The following is a 20,606-nucleotide window of genomic DNA, read 5'->3' on the forward strand; positions in this document are numbered from 1 at the left end:
ACATTATTGTTGTGATCAGACTCTTCTTATTTCTCAATCCTCACACTCCTGCGAAATCAAGTTTACAATCACAAACGTGACACAATAATATAACATTTTCAGTATAAAATTATATCACTTTTAAGCTTAATTGTCAAGAAAAATAGGCGTAGTTTGTATATATAGCACAATTTGCAGGATATCCGTATAAGGATTTGTCAATAATTTGGAATGAAGAAACAAAAATAACTATAAGCCCGTTTAGCTTATGAACAATGGCATTCAACTGACAAATATGCGCTATTATATGAACGAAGAAATACAGCAAATTTCATATTAATTCCGCCATCATAAACAGCCATTGCACAGTCAAAAGAAAACGGCATATAGCCATATTTTCCTATATTTACAGCTTTTACGGGCATAAAAAAGAACCCTTATTTTGTATTAAAATAAGGGTTCCGATATGCCAAAGTACGCCAATTTTGATACAACCAGAAGGGCGTATTCTTTTGGTACCTCGCGATTTCTTTTGCTATACCGCGAATTCTTTTGGTTGGTGCGTTTTCTTTTGGTATATGCCGTTTTCTTTTGGTCTATCAGGATTCACACTTATATCTGTGTATCACGTTGTATTAATAAATTGTTTTATCTATCTTCCGACATTAGACTTTTTATTGTTGATATCTTACTCTTCAATGTATAGTTCAATACCACCTTCCACGCTCTTGACAATTCTTTCGTGTGACTGCCCGTGTGACTTTTTTGGGAAATCATGTATTTTTACTGCATTTTGGAGTGCAAATATGGAATTTCAACTGCACTCCTAATACAAGAAAACCGCTTGAAATCGGTATTTTTCCGAATTCAAGCGGTTTGAGTTTTGTCAGTCCATGACTAAAAGTATGACACATAATAATTCGCTATTTTTCGGTTGTTTCCGAATCATCATTGCGTCAAAATCAAATAGTTTCCTGTTTAGTACTTGTTTACTATAACACAATACGCTTACTTTGTCAAGAGAAAAACGATATTTTTATCGTGTTATTCTTACATACATAACTTATAATCACAAATAACTCCGGGCAATCCTTATGCCGTGCCGCCAAATATCTGGCTCTCTTTACCATGTTCTTTGCGAGCATCCCAAAAGTCGCTTGAATCCATAAGCCACGTCTTATCTTTTTGCTTTTGATATATCAAAAAGAAGTTCATCAGCAAGTTTTCCGAGCTTATTCTTATGCTCATAGATTACCGAGGTCAGCTCGTTGGCGGTCTTAGCTGGGAGTACTTTATACATATTTCTGCGATGCAATGAAAAAGATACTTTTGCTTTCAGAGTATCATCAAGAGTTTCATCAGCGTATAGCTTTACAAGATATTTCATTCTCTCCCAGTCCGTCTGATTGCAAAGCAGAAAAATGAAATAGTTTCCATTTACAGTTCCTGAACGAAGCTGATATTCTTTCCATATACTATCAGTAACAAATAATATACGGTTTGATGTGATTATACGGTAAGCTTCAATGCACATTTGGGTATCTTCGGAGCATAACTGCTCCCAGTAAAAATCTGCTCCGTCCGCTCCCATGAGCTTACCGTAAGAATGAAGGGCTTTTAGTGCTATGGAGTTATTATCTGAGAAAACAAAGTTTTTTACTGTTTCCGCATCTGCCTTTGTGCCGTATGTTCCAAGGTCATTAAGAGCTATTGACGTGTTTTTCGTACCGAGAAGTCCGAGATAGTAATTACGTGCGTCAAAACCTTTAAACTTTTTCATTATAAAAGCTGTAAGCGATCTGACCTTTGAGGCGTTATCAGTAAGAAGTTCTTCAAGTCCGTCCCATGCGTTATTGAGTTTTTCGTATCTCTTAAGCAGAGCAATATATCTGACATTGGGACACTTGTGACGTATATATCTTTCATAATCACTATCGGAACAGCCGAATTTACTGAGCTTATGCAAGAGTACACGCTCCTTGCTGTTGCCGAAGGGTTCGTGTTCAATAATAAACTCAAGTATTTCTTTGCTGAAGAGCTCGTTCTGACATCCGAATCTGTAGAAAGAATTTCTTACAAAAGGCTCTTCTCCAAGTAACTGCCTTATGTGTTCAGCATTGAGTTCATTTTTTATTCTTTCGCATATTATTGAAAATATCTCATCAAAATGCTTTTCCGAACGCCTGTTACTGAAATGAAGCCTTTCAAATATTGAGGTGTCTCTGATAATGTGGTACAGTGAGCATTTAGGCAAAAGCTCTTTTAAAATCTCAGTAGAAGCATCACGTATTTCCTTCACCCAGTCGTTCATGCGGATGTAGAAATAGCGAAGATGATCGTTATAATCAGCAAGCTTACGCAAGCACTCCTCTCTGAAATAACCGTTGTAGTGAAATGTTCCAATGCTAAGCAGTGCAGCGAACTCCTCGTCCGATAAATGAGGATATTTTTCTATTGTAAGGTCAGCCTGAGATATGCTTCTGGGAATAAGATAGTTTGAGCGACAGTAGCCTCGGCATGAATCGGAAAAAGTATACCACTTCTTCGCTGAAAGGCTGTTTAGCATTTCAAGCAGAGACTGAGCTACGATCTTCTGAAGTTTCTTGTTTACATAGAAGAAGTTTTCCAGCAGAAGCTGTGCATAAGTATATTTTCCGTCCAGAAGTTCATTTACAGATAGTGTTATACGCTCCTCGCCAATTGTAGGGAGCTTTTTCTCATATGCTTTATCCGTATGGACTATCAGCTGCGGATCAGGAGAGACTTTTTCATTTTTGTGCTTTAGAAAGCTGAACATATCAATCGCCCCGATCAATACTAATGAATTTTCTTATGATTACTTTGTCAAGAAAAAACTGAAAAATTTAAGCGAATATGTATTCATATTAATTTGCCAACAAATCTCCTTGACTGAATAAAACATTATCGAACTTAATCAGCCAAATCATTATGAGTTGTTTTTAACTTTATCTTATCTGGCATTAAAGCTAATACTCTTGATAGAGCACCACTTGTTTTATATGCGGCTGGTAATCTGGATTTATTATACTGAAACACAGTATTTCTTGTTACTTCAGATAGATAATAAGTATAATACGCTTCCCAGCTCAAATACTTAGAACTATCAGCATACATATACGTCTTTTCAAGTATCTCATTTGAAACATCTACAATCCCCGCGCTTAACAGCAGAAATTCGAATGATTCAGGTGCATATAGAACACAGTTTATTTGACTTGACATAAGATAACGATATATCTTTCCCATTTCAGGTCCAAATGCAGCACCGTCTACAATTGCAAGTATTTGTTTTTCCTGAGACTCTCTGATCATATGATATATATTGCTTTTGCCTTGTGCAGATATACATCTATTCGGATAGATAAGATCAAAAAAATCATGACCAGCATTTGAATCTTCTGAGATAACTATTTCTGGTTCATAATCCTCAGTTACATCGAAATTGTAAAGCTTATACATCTCATTATAAACTCGTTTATAGCTTTTATACTTCTGATTATCAGATACATTTCTAAGACCGTATATCTCTTCTACGCTATAGGGCAATTGACTCAATTCATCACGAGTTACTATCACAAAATAGTTATCTGAACCATTAACCAATTCGGCAAATCTTTTTGTTTTCAGAAATGAAGCCGTTTCGTCTATGAATACTATATGCTGTTTCAGTCTTGATAATCTTAATTCCCAATCAATTGAAGTAAGAACTGTACATTTTACGTCGCAAATCATCGTAATACCTGAAGACGCTCCATTCGCTTCATAATCACCAATTAACCTTATAAGTTCTGTTTTTCCTGTTGCACTATTTCCCTGAAGCATGGTTATATTTCTCTTTACGGTCAGAAAATAATGCACCTTATTATTATATAGTTCAATATCATATTTTCCAATCATAAAACCATTACCTCATATAAGTCTGTTGTCAAGCACTGCTTCATTCAGCTCTTTCATAGTGTGAACTATCTTATGAAGATTAACGATCTCAATTTCAAAAGTATCATCGCCAAAATCCATTAGATACCCAAGTCTGATCGTTAAATCTTTCTCTTCAGCGATCTTGAGTATCCAAGAAGCACAGTTATCTCCGCAAGCTGATGCATTGAAGATATGCTCTGAGTCAAACTTCATAAGCATGAGCGTTTTAACTCCCCCGGAAAGTCGTTCCGTTGGAATCCCACCGAGATACGGACTATCTATGAGTCTCGCACCCTTGACCTCAGATCCGTCAATATCCTTGATCATCTTTACAGACATCGGATCTGTGATCCATTCATCATCATATGTATTATTAAAATAAACATCTGTATTAAAGATGTATTCCGGAGTATCGAGTTCGCCGTAGAATATTCTGAGCATTAAAATTGCTTCCTTTCTTGCGTATTATAGAGATAAGTCATGTTATAGATATTATAGCATTTTATTATTTGAATATCAAGTATAATTTCTATTCAGACCATTCAGCTTTCTCAGGCTGATGTCTCCGTAGAAGGCACAGGATAATCAGATGGTCCTTTTATAGGCATCATGTATCTAACATTTCAAAAAACGCACCTTATAGGATCATTCTCATCGGCTTCTGACAGCCATTCGTTCAATGATTCTTCATTTATAAAATTAAAGTGATTTGACAGTGTTGGTGTTAAATTAAAGTTTCGGGAGATTGTCTAATTCGTATGACGGAATACATAACACATACTCCGAATTTACAGTGCGAATGACAGAATATGAATATGGAATCAAGTAGTGATCTGGTATAAAACTACCTATAACGGGTATCAGAGAAAAAAGGCTGCTTTTCTTCTTAACTCCGACTTTGGAATACGATGACGGAGATACGCTGCGTATCCAATGACGAGTTTTAGCCTTGTTATCTGATTCTGACCATGGACTCATGAGTGAGTATGGTATCCTTACTGTTCCGGTAACATCAACAAAATACAAAGCCTCATTGTCAGTGTAAGTGAGGTACATACCATTCGTAAACGGAAGCTCCTTTTTTCGGTAAAAATCATCCTGTAATAGCTTTGGAAATAACAGTTCTATTTCGTCGCTGTCATCCGGAATACTTATTTCGGATAAAGCCATTGTACACATTTCTTCTGAATGCCGCTTTACGGAAGGTCTGCTGATCCATATCGCGCATAATCCCCAGATCAGCGGAAATCCGAATATTGTAAGCAATCCGGATAACATGATTAAGCCTGAATTCCATCCTGCAAGATCGCCGCCAATCCAAAGAATTGCCATAAAAAGGACAAAGGCAATAGCGATCCACTTTGTATTTTTTTCAACCTTTTCGATTTTTTGATTATGTCTTGTAATTTGATCCAAAAGCTCTGGATTTGGACGGGATATAATTAATTCATCAGACTCGAATACATTTTTCAACATAATTCCTTTATATCACTTATCCATGAAGTATCCTCATTTTCAAACTTATCAAGGAAATGAATGAAATTCGTGCTTCCTGATACTTCATCACCCTTATCCATTTCTTTTACACGTTCACGCATTTCTGGATAGCTTCGCTTGAATATCTTTGAGCAAAGCTCCTTGACCTGCTCAGCATGAGCATCATAATTGGCAACTCCGGTTAGTTCCTCTATTATTTTTCCATTAGTCTTTTTTCCTTGATTTCGCAGATCTGCATCGCCAAAATGCGACAGAACGATCTGCATTGTACATGGATCGGCGAAGATGACCACCTTGTCGGTTACTCCGGTTTTAGCATGAAAACCGTTGATCTTGCTCTTGATCAAAGAATACTCTCTGTATGGAGCCTTGTCTGTATCGCAGAATACCAATATAACTTCGTAAGCGTCATTATTGTACGCATCTTGATATCTTGCGAAAATATTTGAAGCACTTTTGGCGTTAATCGGATAGAAGTCATAAATGTCTGTACGCCATACATTCAGCTGAAGAAGCCTGTTGAAGTATTCAGTATCTTCAAGTCCTTCGCATATAACACATACTCTGTGTCTATAACTAATTGGAGGTTTAGCCATTATTCTGCACCTCCAGCAAAGACTCAAACAAATCAGGCTCAGGTAGAGCACCAAATACGCCACGCTTGTATTTTTCAACAAGGTCGCTCGTATCTCTTACTCCGTCCTTTTCAGCTGTGAACTCAGATAATGAATACAGATACGCATTCTCCATGTCTTTATGAGCAAACCATATCTGCTCTTTTCTGAACAGCTTCTGGCAATCAAGCAGAGTAATATCGTGAACCGTGCAGATAAGCTGTGCCTTTGTGTTGAGCTCGTTGTTAAACATAGCTATTATAGCTCTAACGAGCTTGAAATGCAGGCTGTTATCAAGCTCATCTACAACAAGGATACGTCCGTTTTCAAGAGCGTCTATCACATAACTTGCAAGGCAAGCTATCTTCTTGGTGCCGGTTGAGTCAAAAGTAAGACTTGGAACAGTCAGACCTTTATAGGTCGAGAACAAATGGAGCTGATCCATAAATGTTTCTGAGCATTTTAAAACCTTTTCCTGTAAATTTAATTCACCATTCGGATCTAATACCTTAATGATATCATTATCGGCATTACCAGCTTTAAGATACTGATAATTCTCAAGGTACAGGTCAGCATTAATAATGAAATTAACTATCTTTTGTGTCTTGTCATCGGATATCTTTAGCATTTCGATAGTCTTTTTCATCGGAATATTATTCATATCCACGATATCTATCTTCTTGGCAAATGAGGTAATGATATCCTTTATATCAGACAAAACAGAGAACTGAGAGGTATCAAGAAGGTAGATCAAAAGGTTATTTTTTGCAGTTACCTTCATTGCTGAAATAACAGCATTCTTTTCTTCCTCGTCTTCTGTATTGCAGATGTATTCCTTGTTTTTGGTATCCCTGAGCAGAATTATCGTTTCCTTCTTGTTCTTATGGACATCATAGGTGATTTTTGAGAACTTCTCGAAAATATAGTCATTCTTAGGGAAATCGTACTTCAGCTCAAAGCTGTATTCAAAACTGTTATCGCAGAAAGATATTGCGAATTCGCAATTCTTATCTGCATTGAATATATTCGGAACCATTCGCTTTCCCTCATTGAGCATGATGCCCCTTACAGCATCAATGCATTTAACAAAGTTAGTCTTTCCGACATTATTCGGTCCCATAATTATTGCAGATTTCAATACGTTAGTGGAGTTTACGGAGACTACATTGCTTGGAAAATGCTTGTTTCGCATATCAGAGCGCATAGTAAACTCTGTTTCCGTGTTATAAATAAAGCAGTTATTGACCTTTAAAGAGATAAGCATTATATCAGCTCCTAATACTTCATTTTCTTTATTATACCACTAAACAATATTTTATGCAAGTATTTTTCATAAAAAATATGCACAATCTGCTTTTGCTTAATAATTGATACAAATCACTCCCTGTGTGTAAGAATCAGGCACTTCCGCACAGAGCGTAATATGTCACAGGAAGAACTCGGAGATCTTCTTTGCAAAATTCTATTATTCTAACAGACACGTTATCAGCAATTTGGAGATCTTCTTGTGGATTATCTTGTGGATTTCCATAAGTTGAATTCCACAAGTTGAGTCGTGCAAATGGTATTGTTATCAATATTGCATTATCCTTAAACTGAAACGCCTCTTCACCATATAAATAAAATTACCCACTAAGCTGCTGCCAATCTTTTCGGCAGTCGCTCAGTGGGCGGAGGTGGTTATTATTCCTATTTTTTCTCCTAAATCGCAGTTATTCTCCTAAATTCATACCGTTTTTAGGAGAATATGGTGTTAGCCTGTGTAGTTCTCGCCAAGGGCAAGTTTAATCTGTTCTTCGGTGAAACCGTTCTTGCGCATAGTTTCAATAACAGTTGCAAAAGCGCTTGTTTCGCCTTCAACTCTGCCTCTTGCTTCACCCTCAGCAACACCTTCTTTTCTCGCAAAATTCAGTGCAGTTGCTTCATCGTGCAAGCGTTTCTCACGGCGGCGTGCTTCTTCACGAATCTGCTCGTCAGCACTCATCTCACGAAGAATTACAATAGTCTTCTGGATTTCCGGAATTGATGTACTCTGCTGAAGTGCCATAAAATCGCCCTCCGTTTCTGCATTGATCAGTGTGAGCCAATCTTCCATTCGCTTATTTTCGGTTTTATTTAGTTTCCAGATCTTCCTTATCCAGTTTTATCATAGCCTGCTTCTGATAGAAAGCGACACCATATCGCAAAACCTGTGTATATCCAGTCAGCTTTAACGCATACTGATTATCTCTGAGCTGCTTGATCGCCTTATCGCAATCATTCCCCATGTCTTTTTCGCTCTCAGAATGCTTTGCTTCAATGATCATGCATCTGCGATTTCTCTTATCACGAAGGTCAATATCCGGTCTGCCAAGTCCTCGTTCCTTATTGGAATCCACGGCATATCCACCGCGTCCTACAAATATTCCTGCAAGGAAAGTATGATAATAGTCCTCATGATAATCATTATAGCTGATGGTGCTCCAAAGTAAATCAGAAAGAATTATACTTGCACGTTCTTCCTGTCCACTCCATAGTGCAGTCATCAAATCATGCAGTTCGGTTTCATCAACCGAAGCCTTAAACTGATCCACCACAGCAGTCTGGAAGATATCTGCAACTTCTTTGTTTGGAATACGCATTTCCTTTTGCTTTGAGGAAACCTGATCATGTCGAACCGGAGTCACATATCCTGTCATCAGCAGAACGCTCCACAGATTGCTCTCGGAATCATACGCCTGTTCATAGGTCAAAGCATCGGTAACCGTTTCTAAAATTGTGCCGCCATTCAGAAGAGCTTCAAACTTCTCCGATGGGTCACAGTTCGGCATCTCAAAAAATGCTTTGATATCACTGTTGCTGCTTGTGTTTTCCCAGTAGTTCTTGGGTTCCTTGTTTCTGTTGGTCGTTAGTGCTTTAATATAGTTTGAAACATCCCAAGGACAGTACATTTCCGTGTTTCCGAACAAATATCCATCATACCATTCCTTGACAATCCCAATTTTATCCGAAAGCTCATAATCAGCAAGGAATTTCTCCACTTCAACCTGTGTAAAACCAAAATATTGTGAAAACTCCTCATCCATTACAGAATATGATGCAAAATTGTTCACACCGGTAAAGATCCTTTCCAATAGGATAATTCACTACATGTTCTAAGCACTTGTCATCACCATTTGTGTGTAAAATTACTTTAAGCGTCTCCATAAACTTGCAACCTCCTCATATGTTTGTATTGCTTCTGGCGGCATATCTGGCTTCAGATTGCCATACTTTTGGTTCTTTGCATTCTCCAGTTCACCCATAAGTGATGGAGTAAGCGGAACTGGATAATGTTTGATTCGGTATAACGCCTCCTCAGAACGTGTTCTGTTGTTTTCCTTTGCTGTATCCTCGAGATCCTTTATCACAGATTTAGGAACTCTGAATGACAGCATTTTGCTTTCTTCTTTATGATCTTTCATACAGATCCCTCCTATACTAAATATTAATCCTGTATTTAGTTCATGTACTTGTAAACCCGTAATCAGTATATATGATTAAATATATTAATCACAGGATATAAGTATAGAACGTTTGTATTACAGAATTTACTATATAGTACTTTTTTCAAATAAAAAAACCTCCCGATTATTCGGGAGTAAAATAACAATATTCAGAAAAAAGTTAACTGGTTATCGATCCAGCTTACCTGCTCCGCCTGATGTATCACTTCCCCATCGTGTAAAGTTCCTACAAGAAACGGAGAAGCCGGATCGTGTAAGCTCATGTTCCGTCTTACGTTATTTCTGTTAGAGTTGGCGTAGCAGTAACGGCAAAGATGAGCACAAGTATCGTAAGCGCCTATATCAGTACCAAGAATGCAGCTGCATTCCGAACGCAGGGATCTCTTTTTGGGTACATTCAGAGAACAGCCAATTGCAGCCTCAAATGTCTCTTTCGTCATGCAGCCGTTACAGTCCACGCCGTATGGTTCAAGGTCGTTTCCCTCAGCACAGACTTTTATCGTGATGCCGTAACGCTTACCGATATCTGCAAAAGCTTTTCCGATAGCTATACGCTCCTGCGGAGTCACAGTCCTGACTTGCGGAAAGTTGCGAAGAACCTTTTCATACATATCGATGAAGCTGATAACGCATACTGTAGTATAACCTGAAAGAGTTCTGCACATCTCCTCGAAGTCGGATATGTGGCGTTCTACAGTATATGTACTGTCAACAAATATCGGATCATACCTCCAGCCGATACAGTTGACTCCTACAGCTTTCGACAGCGTAATAAAGTCCTGCATAACCTTTTCTTTCGGCGGAACGTTAGGCTCAATGTCATTGCCATAGGAAGTTATTGTCACGAACCAATACTGATTGAAACGACTGAGCTCGTCAAGGTGTTTCAGCATTGGGGCGGGATTCTTAGTGCAGAAAGATATACAGTCCACAACATCAGGATCAAGCTCATATCGGGTTATCCAGTCCTGACGATAGGGATTCCGCACAAGAACATATCCTGCCCTGATCCTGTTCATGAACCATTCAGAGTAAAATGCGGGGATATCAGTTCTCATTCCTGTGTTTAGTATCATAATTCTCCTTATTCTCTCAGCTGCATCATTAACGGTGCAGCTGCTTTTATAATATCATACCGTCCCGTAATGGGACGGTAATAAGATAATAGAAATATTATTCAAACAGCTTTTCAAAATCCAAAATGCTCTCATTATCAGTGAGGCTCATCATGATAATGCACATAAGCTCATCATCGATCTTTCTTGCAAAGTAATGAAATTCAGTATTACCGTGATAATCGATAACAGCCTTTGCACAGATATATTCTTTGTCTCCGAGAGTGGCTTTACTTATGTCTCTGCTTATTATTGACCAGCCATCCTGATCATTTTCACCTGCACGAGCCAGTAGATCAATATAATCATTAAGGTATTCTTCCTCGGTATAGTCGCTGTCATCCGGAACAGCAAGATTTGTATTCAGAAAATCAATTTCTATTGCATTTCCGCTGCCGTTTCCGTCATAGAATAAGCTGTCGCATTTTTTAGCAGATTCGATCCTTTTGTTTTCTTCTTCAAAGCCTGACATAGCCGACCCGAGATCACTGCTTCCATGTACGATCCTTCGGGTAAAGTCATTTTTATGCCTGCGTATTCATTGACATACACCCCGTTATTTACAGTACCCTCGGTATAGCCTGTGTCTTTCAAAGGCTCTGCAATATCGGCATTGTTCTGAACCGTATCTTCTGTACGTTTTAGTGTTATCAGATAGACATATCCGAATTTCTCGGATTCAAATATCTTGTTATTTGCCGAGCAGGTCAGCGATGAACCATCATGAGAGTAGCCGTTCTTATCTCTGTAAAGTCCGCAGCAGTAACCATCATCATCATTAAGCAATGTTTCCATTGATTGCTTATTAAGCAACTTTCCTCCGAAAAGGGCACGGTCAAATGCCACCATATCTGAAATGCAGGAATGTATACCACCGTCGCCTCTGGAGTTATTAGGACAGGCAGGGTATCCGTTTTCATCAGTGAAGCCGTAAGAAGCCTGTTCTTCATAATTTACAGGAACATATGTCATATCATCTTTGGCCATTGATGTGGTCTTTTTCATGCCGCATTTATCAAATATATTCTTTTGAACGTAATCACAGTACTTCATACCTGTTACCTGCTCAATAATAAATGCCAGCAGGCGGTAATTCGTATTGCTGTAACTGAATTGAGTACCTGGCTCAAACAGCAATGGTGCATTATACAATGCCTTCAGGAATTGCTCATCAGTAGTTCTGTCCTGAAGAATATCGCTAAGCTGCTTATTTGCTGCTTCCGCACCCGAAATATTCCAGAATGGATCGGGATTGTTTATGTAATCTGAAATACCTGTTCTCATATGCAGAAGGTTATATATCGTAATGTCTTTTCCGGTTTCATACTCTGGGAAATATTTGTCAAGAGTATCATCTATGCTTAACTTGCCACTCTCTGCAAGCTGCAATATACATACTGCGGTGAAAGTTTTGCTTGCGGAAGCAATGTCAAATACAGTGTCCTGAGATACAGGAGTTTTACCGTCTTTTTCAGTGGCGTTTCCGCAATACAAATATACAATATCATCATCTGTAGCAACTACCATAGCACCGTTGCATTTATTTGTACCATATTTTTCAAGCAGCTCGGAATATTTATCTTCCTTATTTGACCATGATCTCACGGATTCTGAAAGCTTTATGCCTGAAATGGTATTAGCTGAATTCTTATTTCCGCATGATGCTGTCGGAAGAAGCATTGTTGCAGCTGTTAATAAAGATATTATTTTTGAAATCTTATTGGACATCGTTGATACACCTCCGATTTTTCCCTAATTATAGCATTGAAACAAAAAACTGTCAAGCAATGTCGATAGCGCATTTGAAATTCCTGTTATTTGGATTTTCTATATGTATATTATTATAATGACAGAAGCTTTTGTCACCAAAATATTATTAGAAAGGAGAAATAAGCCATGTTCAATAACGAACGCTATCTGACCTATAGCGTAGACAGCACTATCCCTTTGGAGCTGCAATTGTTCCTGTGGGAGTGCGTTGACCGTATGCCTGCTCCGAAGGACTACTTACAGGTATTTGAGCTGAGTCCGTCGGGTTCTATGCAATGTATAACACACAGCTCGGAAGAACCAGAATATCGAAAGGTGTACATGATACCGTCAGATGCACCTATAACAGAAAAGATGTATATCATTGATGACGGTGACCATAGCACTATGCTCTTATCAAGCGAATATTAAAACTAATGTCAGCCATTCGTGGGCTGGCTCTTTTCATTTTTCGGAGGTTTAAAACAATGGAAGAAAACAATAACGTCCTGTATTGCTCACACTGCGGCGCTGTCATAGGTGAAGATGAGGATTATGAAACAATAAACGGTGAAGTTGTCTGCTCAGACTGTGTTGAAAATCATACTACTACCTATGACCGCTGCGGCTCTGTTATCTGGACAAATGATAGAGCTACGGTGACGAGTACACCAACTTATGTTCATCATGTTATCACAACCACTACACTCGCTGCTCATGCTGCGATGCTTTGCTCCATGAAGACGATGCTTATCATCTTGACGGATACGATTATTGCAGTGAGTGTTATCACGATGAAGTGGACAAATGCCGCTCCATACATGACTACGGCTACAAGCCCGAGCCGATATTTTACGGCGACAGTCAGCGCTACTTCGGCGTTGAGCTTGAAATAGACGTGGGTCAACGCCGATGAGATACTTGCTATTGCCAATAAGGATAACGAGCATATCTACATCAAAGGTGACGGTTCTCTTGATGACGGCATGGAGATAGTAACTCATCCCATGAGTCTTGAGTTTCATAAGAAATACTGTTTGGAAGAGATAATACCATAGGCGGATACAAACTTTGTGATCTAAACACTTCTACTATGCAGGTGTTTTTTAACGAGAAATTAAAAAACAGTAAATTAAACGGTTCTGGTGGGCTGAGTCCCCAAACAATAAAAAATATGCATGACATGATACACAGAGCGTTAAATAAAGCTGTTCATCTTGAAATGATCACTAAAAACCCTACTGACTTCGTTACCCTTCCAAAACGTAAAAAGAGTGAAATGAGGTATCTTACTCTTGATGAGCAAAAGTTACTGCAAGATGCCTTGAAGGGAGAACGCCTTGAAATGCCTGTACTTCTTGCACTTTATACCGGAATGAGGCAAGGCGAAATGTTTGGTTTGAAATGGGCATATGTTCACCTTGAGTCTAAAGATCATGCATGGCTAAAAGTAGTACAAGCCGTAAACAGATTCAGTGACAGAACAGGAGAATACTCACAAAAGACGTTTTTAGGGTTATGTGATCCCAAAACACCTCATTCTATCAGATGATAAAGGAGGGCGTTCATATGAAACGCAGTGAAAATGTACAGTTTAAGGCAACACCTGAAGAAAAGCAGATTATGCTTGACAATTCAGCTAAAGCCAACACAGATCTTAGTAAATACCTGAGAACAATAGCAACTGAAGAAGGTAAGGTCATATTCCTCGACAAGGGAGGATACATTCCTCGCAACCTCATAGAAATAAATGACAAGATTAACGCGGCATTAAGAAACGGAAAAATATCAGATGCTCTTGGCCACGAGCTGATTGCAGGAATAAAGGATATCATGACAAAATTTGTTGAAATATCGCAGCAACTAACAATCATCAACAATGCCGATGAGGAGGAAGATTAATGTCATTACTCATTGCTCGTCAAGGGGACAATCGTACCATCAACGACTTCAAATCTATGTATGACTACGCAACTGACCCTTTCAAGACTAAGAATAAGCATTTTGTATATGCGTTTGAATCGATCACAGATGATCCGTTTGCCGAAATGGTTGCTTTAAAGAACATTTTTGGCAAGACAAGCGGTCGACAGTATACTCAAATGATACTGTCACCTACTCCAGTCGGAAATGACATTTCAGATGAGAAATTTTTCGAAGTGGTTAAAGAAATAGCTGTTCCCATTTACGAGGATGGTTTCCATTGCACAGTATCTATGCATTTTGATACCGGTAAAAGGCACTTTCACATACTCCGTAATTGTGTTTCATTCGTTGATGGACACAAATTTTCACAGAGCATAAGCCAGCTAAACCGCTTTAAACTTTATGTCAATAAAGCACTGTCAGGCAGGATAATGTAACGTCATGACATTCTATTATAAATATAACACATTCTCATTAATTATATATCATTTTTTTGTAAACAAATTTCTTTATCAACAAGCTTTTTCATAACCTTGTCTCATTTCCTATAAGCTATATATGAAAGCTATTACTGTATCAAAGGCGTTTCTGCAGCCGAAAATCATCTAAGGGAACAAAGATCATCAGCGGCTTCAGATGTTGACAAGTTTAATAATATATTTTATAATATATACATATTTGATGTAAAATATCAAAAATTAATATCATGTCCGTTGTGAAGCAAAGGCAGTCACAAAAGAAACAGGAGATTATGATATCAAGGCAGGCAATACTGCCACTAAGTCGCTTAACAAGTTTATCGAGGAATTCAAGCCTTCTGTTGCTTATAAGCTTATCAGGAGTAATACCGGTATGAATCAAACAAAACTGACTCCGCTTGAATTGCGAAGCCAGTTCATTTCTTAATTCAATTTACCATAGGGGCTTTTTGTTATTTTCTTCTCTTCTTGAATGATACGAATGCAAGTACAGATGCAGCTAAACCAGCCGAAACAAGTCCTGCACTGCCTTTATCTCCTGTCTCGGGAGAGTTGCTTTTTGTAGTAGTTGTTTTCGTTGTGGTCGTAGCTTTTGCTGTAGTTTTAGCGGCTTTCTGGGTAGTTTCCGCATCAAGCGCAACAAATTTGATATTATGATCATTAGCGTGTTTTTCGGCTTCAGAGCCCTTATATCCATAGATAGTCAGATTCTGATTATGACCCTCAAATGCACTGTCAACGATAGTTACTGTATTTTTGGGAATGACTATTTTAGTCAGGTTTGTGCAGTCCCCAAATGCACCTTCAAGGATCACTGTCAGATTTTGAGGAATGACTATTTCAGCAAGGCTAGTGCAGCCATTAAAGGCATTAAATGAAATCTCATTGATATTATCAGGAAGGGTTATTGATGTCAGACTTGTACAGCCTGCAAAAGTTTCCGGAAAAACTACCTGAAAACTATCAGGAAGCGTTACTGAAGTCAGGCTCACACAACCTTTAAAAGTAGCGTAGCCTAATTGTATCCCTTCAGGAAGCGTTACAGAAGTCAGTTCCTGACAATCCCAGAAAGCATAATGTCCCATGTTTTTAACTGAGTTCGGGATATTTACCGAGGTAAGATTGATGCATTTTTCAAAAGCGTTATTTTCTATGGATTCAACAGTATCGGGGAGCGTTACAGAGGTCAGATTTATACAGTTTGCAAAAGCATCGCCGCCGATACATTTGATACCGTCAGGAATAACTATTGATGTGTTGTCAGGCATTGATCCTTTATATTTATATACTGTCTTTCCTGTGATGAGCATTCCGTCAGGCTGATCGTCGTACCACTTGGTATTTGCAAACGCATCAGGCATAACATATTCCAGATTTTGGGGAATATTGATAGACTCTAATGCAGTACAGTTTTTAAAAGCCTTATAATCGATGTACTCAATGCTGTCAGGCAGCGTAACTGATTTTAAGCTGCTGCAATCCATGAAAAGGCTGTTTGATATCTCTTTAACGTCGTTGGGAATGGTTATTGACGTTAAGCCTGTACACTTCTCAAAAGCCGACATTGAAATTGTTGTTATACCGTCAGGTATAGTGACCGAAGTTACATCAGCACGATTATAGAACGCCGAGCCTGATATTCCGTTAACTTTTTTGCCGTAGATCTCCGAAGGGATAACAACTGCTTCGGCAGTACCTGTATACCTGCGGATAAAGGTATCACCATTTTCATCAACAGTATACTCAAATGATGTTTTTTCATCAACTTCATATGTTCCGAGTTCAACGATCTCAACTGCTGTAATTGCTGAGCATCTGTCATTAACAGTATTATTCAGCATACAACATGAACCAACGATTGCAAGTGACATAATAAATGATATTCCTTTTTTCATAACCTTACTCCTATTCGTTTTTTATTCGGTTTCATTTTTAATACTTTGCTGAATTCTGCATCAATATAAAAGATAGCAATTTGATACAGTGCAGTTATTCTTTACTTATTAGACGATATAAAAAGGGAAAACTACGCGTTTTTAATATTATACAATATACTATCACCAAAAATCAATAAGGAATATATTAACAATTCCCCGATATGTCGAGGAATGAACATCTATTGTTGATGAAAAGCTGCAAATCACGAGTAACTGAGGACAAGCGTCCGGAATATATAGAGTCCGCAGGTATCCACGAAAGAGGCTATCACATGGAATGGGCTGTTTTCGTATTCTTTTAAAGATTCCTATCTTTTGAGCTGGGAAAGAAACTGAAAATTGAATTTTTATAATACAGCATAAGAGATATTTTGTATTTGACAAAAGTAGTGATCATAGAGTAAAATATTATATACGCATTAATCTTTGTATTCAATTTATAAGGAGATGTACTATGAAGAATTATCAGAAAGTTACTGCGCTAATCGCAACAATGAGTATTATGTCATGCTTCATTGTTTCATGCGAAAAAACAGAAAAAAATGAGTTAACGGCAGATAGTATTATCGATGTTTCGACAGTTGCCCCCATTGAACTTGATGAGCTTCCAAGAGGTGAATACGAATGTTACGAGTTAGATTATTTAAGCGGAATAAAAGATATTACAGGTATTTCACCGCTGAATAACAATCGTTTCCTTGTTATCTCTGAAGAATGTTCAGCGGGCGGTGAGGCATACGGAGCTCTCAAATATCAGAAATTGTATATTGCTGATGACACAAATAAAAGTGTGACTGAGATCACTCCAAATTTGAACGTGAATGAAACAGCATATTCTTCTGCAATGGGTACACGAGATGGTAAGATCTTCATTGCCGTTATTGAGCCCGAATATAGCTCCGGAAAAGATCCGGGGCATGATGAGGAAGAAAATTTCGCACAAGATCATATAGATTTCCTATTTAATCATGCAAAAAATGTTAACTATAAGCTTTTTGAAATCAACACAAGCGGTGAAGTTATATCGAAAAAAACGATTGACATTGACTATAACAGAAAAAGACCTATAAACTGGCTTATATGTGATGATTACTGGAACGGAAATATCGTAATTACCGGAATAAGAGCATATAACGGTGAGAAAAATGCGGTTTATTATATTATAACTCCAAAAGGTACCATTAAGAGAGAAATAGAAAACTATATCTCATATTATGGTCCAACTGTGAGAAAAGCAACCTCAGACGGCAGATTTTGTATGATTGGTACAGACTATGATGCTACTGAACCTGCTGATAAAATTTATTTTTATGATAAGGAGAGTTCAAAATCAACTGAATCATATGATATAAAATGTGTGGATTTTGGATGCGAATCAAGATCTTCTAGTTTAGTTGCAGGAACCATCGGGCACGGAAACGATCTTCTGTATTTAAGCTCCGATATAGGTCTTTTCTCTTATGATACAGAAGGAAACTATGAAAATATTATCAATTACATTAATCTAACACCTAATAATACTGAAATTCAGAATGTTTTAACTCTTGACAATAACAAGGTTCTTGTTTTGGGAAGATGTTATCTTGCTAATGAAGGCTGCACAAAAACAAAATTATTTGCATTCACAAACATTACCGCAAATAATTAATAACTCAGCTATATCAAATTTATTGTAGCAGAAAGGATATAATACTTTATGAACAATCGCATGAAAAAAACTATTATCAGTTCAATTTTAATCGCTTCAATTTTAAACAATATTACCCCATATAATGCAGGAGCAAATTCGGATAATATTGAAAACTATGACATGACGACTCTATACGATACATCTGTCCATGACAGCGAAACTATTGATGATCAATACATAATCGTTACAAATGACGAACTGTCCGAAGATGTTGACTCAGTACAGCTTACTCCCGAAACTATTGATTCGGATCAGGAAATGTATGTGGTAAATCTTGACAGTGAGCAAGCTGAAGCATTATCTAATGATAAAAATGTCACTATCCTTGAAGAAGATTTCATTGTTTCCGCAAATAGCCTGTATCCTCTTAACACAAATTATTATAATCCAAAGAACAGAAGGCCGCACGCTTTTCATGAAAATCAGGAACACAATGATCATGAATGGAATATTCAGCTGATAAATGCAGAAGATCTTAGTGAGCAGGTAAAATCGCCGGATAAAGTCAAAGTTGCAATCATTGATTCCGGTGTGGATCGTATCAGCAATATTTATGTAGAAGATTCCGTTTGCTTGGTTCCTGAAGAAGATCAGATAACGACCATGTTTGAGGATCTTACCGGACATGGTACCGCAATTGCAAGTATAATTGCAGGCAGCGGAGAGGACGGTATTCTTGGAATCAATCCGGATGCGGAAATATACTCGGTGAAAGTACTGGATAAAAATAATAATGCACCCGTAAGCCGTATTATAGAAGGAATATATTGGTGTATCGATAATGATATCGATATTATTAACATGAGCTTTGGTACAAACAGGTTTTCACCTGCCCTTGAGCAGGCTGTTAAGGATGCTTATAATGCAGGTATCCTGATGATCGGAGCTGCCGGAAATAATGCAGGTGAAGTAGAATATCCTGCGGCTTTTGATGAAGTAATGGCAGTAGGTGCTGTTAATACAAATGCTCAGATGAGTGATTTCAGCAATACCGGAGAAGAACTTGAAATAGCAGCTCCAGGCGAAAAGATCAAAGTAGGAAGTTTCTTTTGCGGCACAAGTGTTACTCACGGAACAAGCATAGCCGTTCCACACGTTGTTGGTGTTGCTTCACTTCTCTGGGAAAAAGATAAGTCAAAATCAAATGAGTTTATCCGCCAGCTTATTGAATATAGTGCTAAAAATATTGATAATACCGACGATTGCGGACTTTTAGATGCGGATTATGCTTTAAGCATCTATGATACTTTTACGGAGAATTTTGATAATGAACTATCAAAAGTAAATGATCTGGCTATCCCACAAAATGAGCAGATTGCAACTACATATGAAGAAATTGATGATGATGAGAATTATGTCGAAGGCCGTTGGTCTAAAAAAGAGCATCAAAAAATTGTCGGTAGTGTAGTGGCAAATTTGGGCATAAGTGATGATGAGCTTAAGGTTATTAAAGAAGGTGCTATATATCCTGATATTGTATTAAATAAAGCATCAGATCATCCCCAATGGCATGGATATTTTGCAAACGGTTGTAATTATATAGGATGTTACCAGCTTGTCCAGCGAATAGGCAAGGGTGCTGGAAATATCGATTGTTATTCAGATAACAACAATCCAATCCCAGGTTTAGATAATGATGATTATCTGGCAATAAAAAATTGTTTTGGAAGAAAGTCAGAGACTTTTTGTAATAGGAGTTATAAAAGTATAATCGAGGAAGAATGTCATTTAACATACGACTTAAATACGGAATCCGGACGAAAACAGGCCTCAAGATACAGAAGATGTTTCATTTATGGTCTTTCTATGCATATTATGGCGGATACATTCGCTCATTCTGCATATACCATAGACGGCAAAAAAATCAATCATGACGGTGGAACAGGAAAAGTTGGAAAAGCAGATAACAAAAATTATCTTAAATCACGATATGACTGTTCTAAAAGAGGTGTTGGCAAGGCTTTACAAAATCTCCAAAGAAATGCTGCATATGGATATCTGGATTTTGCAACAGCTTGTGAATGCGAATATAATCTGACTGACCACACTTTTTATATCAGAAATTTATTGATTAATGCATTCACAAATGGAATGTCAAAGGATTTGCACCTTTTAGATGTGATAAAATATGTTGACCTAACTTTCAATCGCGGTGATAATTATACTCCTTAAGAGTACACCTATTTTCAGCAATAA

20 protein-coding genes are annotated in these 20,606 nt (G+C 37.8%); 7 read left to right on the forward strand and 13 right to left on the reverse strand.

Translation table 11 applies throughout. The features are described 5' to 3' along the window. Positions 1-1,156: 1,156 nt before the first annotated feature. The 12 genes from BUB28_RS05355 to BUB28_RS05410 all read right to left on the reverse strand — a co-directional run bounded on the left by BUB28_RS05355 (position 1,157) and on the right by BUB28_RS05410 (position 12,357). Positions 1,157-2,776, reverse strand: coding sequence for a hypothetical protein (locus BUB28_RS05355; protein ID WP_072949587.1), 1,620 nt, complete (start codon positions 2,774-2,776; stop codon positions 1,157-1,159). 134 nt (positions 2,777-2,910) lie between these two features. Next, complete coding sequence (locus BUB28_RS16965; protein WP_072949589.1) at positions 2,911-3,897, reverse strand: hypothetical protein; 987 nt, start codon at positions 3,895-3,897, stop codon at positions 2,911-2,913. 12 nt (positions 3,898-3,909) lie between these two features. Continuing rightward, positions 3,910-4,359 carry a DUF4869 domain-containing protein gene (locus tag BUB28_RS05365; protein WP_072949591.1) on the reverse strand — a complete coding sequence of 150 codons (450 nt, stop codon included), beginning with the start codon at positions 4,357-4,359 and terminating at the stop codon, positions 3,910-3,912. 288 nt (positions 4,360-4,647) lie between these two features. Further along, complete coding sequence (locus BUB28_RS05370) at positions 4,648-5,394, reverse strand: hypothetical protein (protein WP_072949593.1); 747 nt, start codon at positions 5,392-5,394, stop codon at positions 4,648-4,650. Then, the gene (locus BUB28_RS05375; protein WP_072949594.1) at positions 5,388-6,011 is read right to left on the reverse strand and encodes a hypothetical protein; all 624 of its coding nucleotides are present in this window, start codon (positions 6,009-6,011) and stop codon (positions 5,388-5,390) included. The genes BUB28_RS05370 and BUB28_RS05375 overlap by 7 nt, the downstream gene beginning before the upstream one ends. Further along, on the reverse strand, positions 6,004-7,293 hold the full coding sequence (locus BUB28_RS05380; RefSeq protein ID WP_072949596.1) for an AAA family ATPase: 1,290 nt from the start codon (positions 7,291-7,293) through the stop codon (positions 6,004-6,006). The genes BUB28_RS05375 and BUB28_RS05380 overlap by 8 nt, the downstream gene beginning before the upstream one ends. 489 nt (positions 7,294-7,782) lie before the next feature. Continuing rightward, positions 7,783-8,076 carry a hypothetical protein gene (locus BUB28_RS05385; protein WP_139277513.1) on the reverse strand — a complete coding sequence of 98 codons (294 nt, stop codon included), beginning with the start codon at positions 8,074-8,076 and terminating at the stop codon, positions 7,783-7,785. Between the two features lie 64 nt (positions 8,077-8,140). Next, on the reverse strand, positions 8,141-9,142 hold the full coding sequence (locus tag BUB28_RS05390) for a PD-(D/E)XK nuclease domain-containing protein (RefSeq protein ID WP_072949599.1): 1,002 nt from the start codon (positions 9,140-9,142) through the stop codon (positions 8,141-8,143). Between the two features lie 54 nt (positions 9,143-9,196). Beyond that, entirely contained in the window at positions 9,197-9,472 is a 276-nt protein-coding gene (locus BUB28_RS05395; protein WP_072949601.1) for a hypothetical protein, read from the reverse strand. 191 nt (positions 9,473-9,663) lie between these two features. Then, positions 9,664-10,590, reverse strand: coding sequence for a DUF1848 domain-containing protein (locus BUB28_RS05400; RefSeq protein WP_072949603.1), 927 nt, complete (start codon positions 10,588-10,590; stop codon positions 9,664-9,666). A gap of 97 nt (positions 10,591-10,687) precedes the next feature. Beyond that, complete coding sequence (locus tag BUB28_RS05405; protein ID WP_072949605.1) at positions 10,688-11,101, reverse strand: hypothetical protein; 414 nt, start codon at positions 11,099-11,101, stop codon at positions 10,688-10,690. After that, positions 11,008-12,357 (reverse strand): serine hydrolase domain-containing protein, encoded by a 1,350-nt coding sequence (locus BUB28_RS05410; RefSeq protein WP_072949606.1) that lies wholly within the window; start codon positions 12,355-12,357, stop codon positions 11,008-11,010. The genes BUB28_RS05405 and BUB28_RS05410 overlap by 94 nt, the downstream gene beginning before the upstream one ends. A 168-nt stretch (positions 12,358-12,525) precedes the next feature. Here BUB28_RS05410 and BUB28_RS05415 point away from each other — a divergent pair, with 168 nt between their 5' ends. From BUB28_RS05415 to BUB28_RS05435, 5 genes are all read left to right on the forward strand, one after another. Next, the gene (locus BUB28_RS05415) at positions 12,526-12,810 is read left to right on the forward strand and encodes a DUF960 domain-containing protein (protein WP_072949608.1); all 285 of its coding nucleotides are present in this window, start codon (positions 12,526-12,528) and stop codon (positions 12,808-12,810) included. A 56-nt stretch (positions 12,811-12,866) separates the two neighbouring features. Beyond that, on the forward strand, positions 12,867-13,274 hold the full coding sequence (locus BUB28_RS05420; RefSeq protein WP_242939939.1) for a hypothetical protein: 408 nt from the start codon (positions 12,867-12,869) through the stop codon (positions 13,272-13,274). A 197-nt stretch (positions 13,275-13,471) separates the two neighbouring features. Further along, positions 13,472-13,930, forward strand: coding sequence for a tyrosine-type recombinase/integrase (locus BUB28_RS05425; RefSeq protein ID WP_175547801.1), 459 nt, complete (start codon positions 13,472-13,474; stop codon positions 13,928-13,930). Between the two features lie 17 nt (positions 13,931-13,947). Beyond that, a complete protein-coding gene (locus tag BUB28_RS05430; RefSeq protein ID WP_072949610.1) occupies positions 13,948-14,280 on the forward strand; it encodes a plasmid mobilization protein in 333 nt (110 codons plus the stop codon). Beyond that, complete coding sequence (locus BUB28_RS05435; RefSeq protein ID WP_072949612.1) at positions 14,280-14,741, forward strand: relaxase/mobilization nuclease domain-containing protein; 462 nt, start codon at positions 14,280-14,282, stop codon at positions 14,739-14,741. The genes BUB28_RS05430 and BUB28_RS05435 overlap by 1 nt, the downstream gene beginning before the upstream one ends. A 494-nt stretch (positions 14,742-15,235) precedes the next feature. On the opposite strand, the gene BUB28_RS05440 is transcribed toward BUB28_RS05435, so the two are convergent. Next, complete coding sequence (locus BUB28_RS05440) at positions 15,236-16,678, reverse strand: leucine-rich repeat protein (RefSeq protein WP_072949614.1); 1,443 nt, start codon at positions 16,676-16,678, stop codon at positions 15,236-15,238. Between the two features lie 496 nt (positions 16,679-17,174). On the opposite strand from BUB28_RS05440, the gene BUB28_RS05445 reads away from it, so the two are divergent. Continuing rightward, on the forward strand, positions 17,175-18,368 hold the full coding sequence (locus BUB28_RS05445; RefSeq protein ID WP_072949616.1) for a hypothetical protein: 1,194 nt from the start codon (positions 17,175-17,177) through the stop codon (positions 18,366-18,368). A gap of 60 nt (positions 18,369-18,428) precedes the next feature. Then, a complete protein-coding gene (locus BUB28_RS05450) occupies positions 18,429-20,582 on the forward strand; it encodes a S8 family peptidase (protein ID WP_207647078.1) in 2,154 nt (717 codons plus the stop codon). Positions 20,583-20,606 lie beyond the last annotated feature (24 nt).

The organism is Ruminococcus flavefaciens (genome assembly GCF_900143025.1).
GTDB lineage: Bacteria > Bacillota > Clostridia > Oscillospirales > Ruminococcaceae > Ruminococcus > Ruminococcus flavefaciens_I.

Coding starts and splice junctions, on each gene's coding strand:
- BUB28_RS05355 (WP_072949587.1), bottom strand. CDS start 2,776: ATGTTCAGCTTTCTAAAGCACAAAAATGAAAAAGTCTCTCCTGATCCG.
- BUB28_RS16965 (WP_072949589.1), bottom strand. CDS start 3,897: ATGATTGGAAAATATGATATTGAACTATATAATAATAAGGTGCATTAT.
- BUB28_RS05365 (WP_072949591.1), bottom strand. CDS start 4,359: ATGCTCAGAATATTCTACGGCGAACTCGATACTCCGGAATACATCTTT.
- BUB28_RS05370 (WP_072949593.1), bottom strand. CDS start 5,394: ATGTTGAAAAATGTATTCGAGTCTGATGAATTAATTATATCCCGTCCA.
- BUB28_RS05375 (WP_072949594.1), bottom strand. CDS start 6,011: ATGGCTAAACCTCCAATTAGTTATAGACACAGAGTATGTGTTATATGC.
- BUB28_RS05380 (WP_072949596.1), bottom strand. CDS start 7,293: ATGCTTATCTCTTTAAAGGTCAATAACTGCTTTATTTATAACACGGAA.
- BUB28_RS05385 (WP_139277513.1), bottom strand. CDS start 8,076: ATGGCACTTCAGCAGAGTACATCAATTCCGGAAATCCAGAAGACTATT.
- BUB28_RS05395 (WP_072949601.1), bottom strand. CDS start 9,472: ATGAAAGATCATAAAGAAGAAAGCAAAATGCTGTCATTCAGAGTTCCT.
- BUB28_RS05400 (WP_072949603.1), bottom strand. CDS start 10,590: ATGATACTAAACACAGGAATGAGAACTGATATCCCCGCATTTTACTCT.
- BUB28_RS05405 (WP_072949605.1), bottom strand. CDS start 11,101: ATGTCAGGCTTTGAAGAAGAAAACAAAAGGATCGAATCTGCTAAAAAA.
- BUB28_RS05410 (WP_072949606.1), bottom strand. CDS start 12,357: ATGTCCAATAAGATTTCAAAAATAATATCTTTATTAACAGCTGCAACA.
- BUB28_RS05415 (WP_072949608.1), top strand. CDS start 12,526: ATGTTCAATAACGAACGCTATCTGACCTATAGCGTAGACAGCACTATC.
- BUB28_RS05420 (WP_242939939.1), top strand. CDS start 12,867: ATGGAAGAAAACAATAACGTCCTGTATTGCTCACACTGCGGCGCTGTC.
- BUB28_RS05425 (WP_175547801.1), top strand. CDS start 13,472: ATGCAGGTGTTTTTTAACGAGAAATTAAAAAACAGTAAATTAAACGGT.
- BUB28_RS05430 (WP_072949610.1), top strand. CDS start 13,948: ATGAAACGCAGTGAAAATGTACAGTTTAAGGCAACACCTGAAGAAAAG.
- BUB28_RS05435 (WP_072949612.1), top strand. CDS start 14,280: ATGTCATTACTCATTGCTCGTCAAGGGGACAATCGTACCATCAACGAC.
- BUB28_RS05440 (WP_072949614.1), bottom strand. CDS start 16,678: ATGAAAAAAGGAATATCATTTATTATGTCACTTGCAATCGTTGGTTCA.
- BUB28_RS05445 (WP_072949616.1), top strand. CDS start 17,175: ATGAAGAATTATCAGAAAGTTACTGCGCTAATCGCAACAATGAGTATT.
- BUB28_RS05450 (WP_207647078.1), top strand. CDS start 18,429: ATGAAAAAAACTATTATCAGTTCAATTTTAATCGCTTCAATTTTAAAC.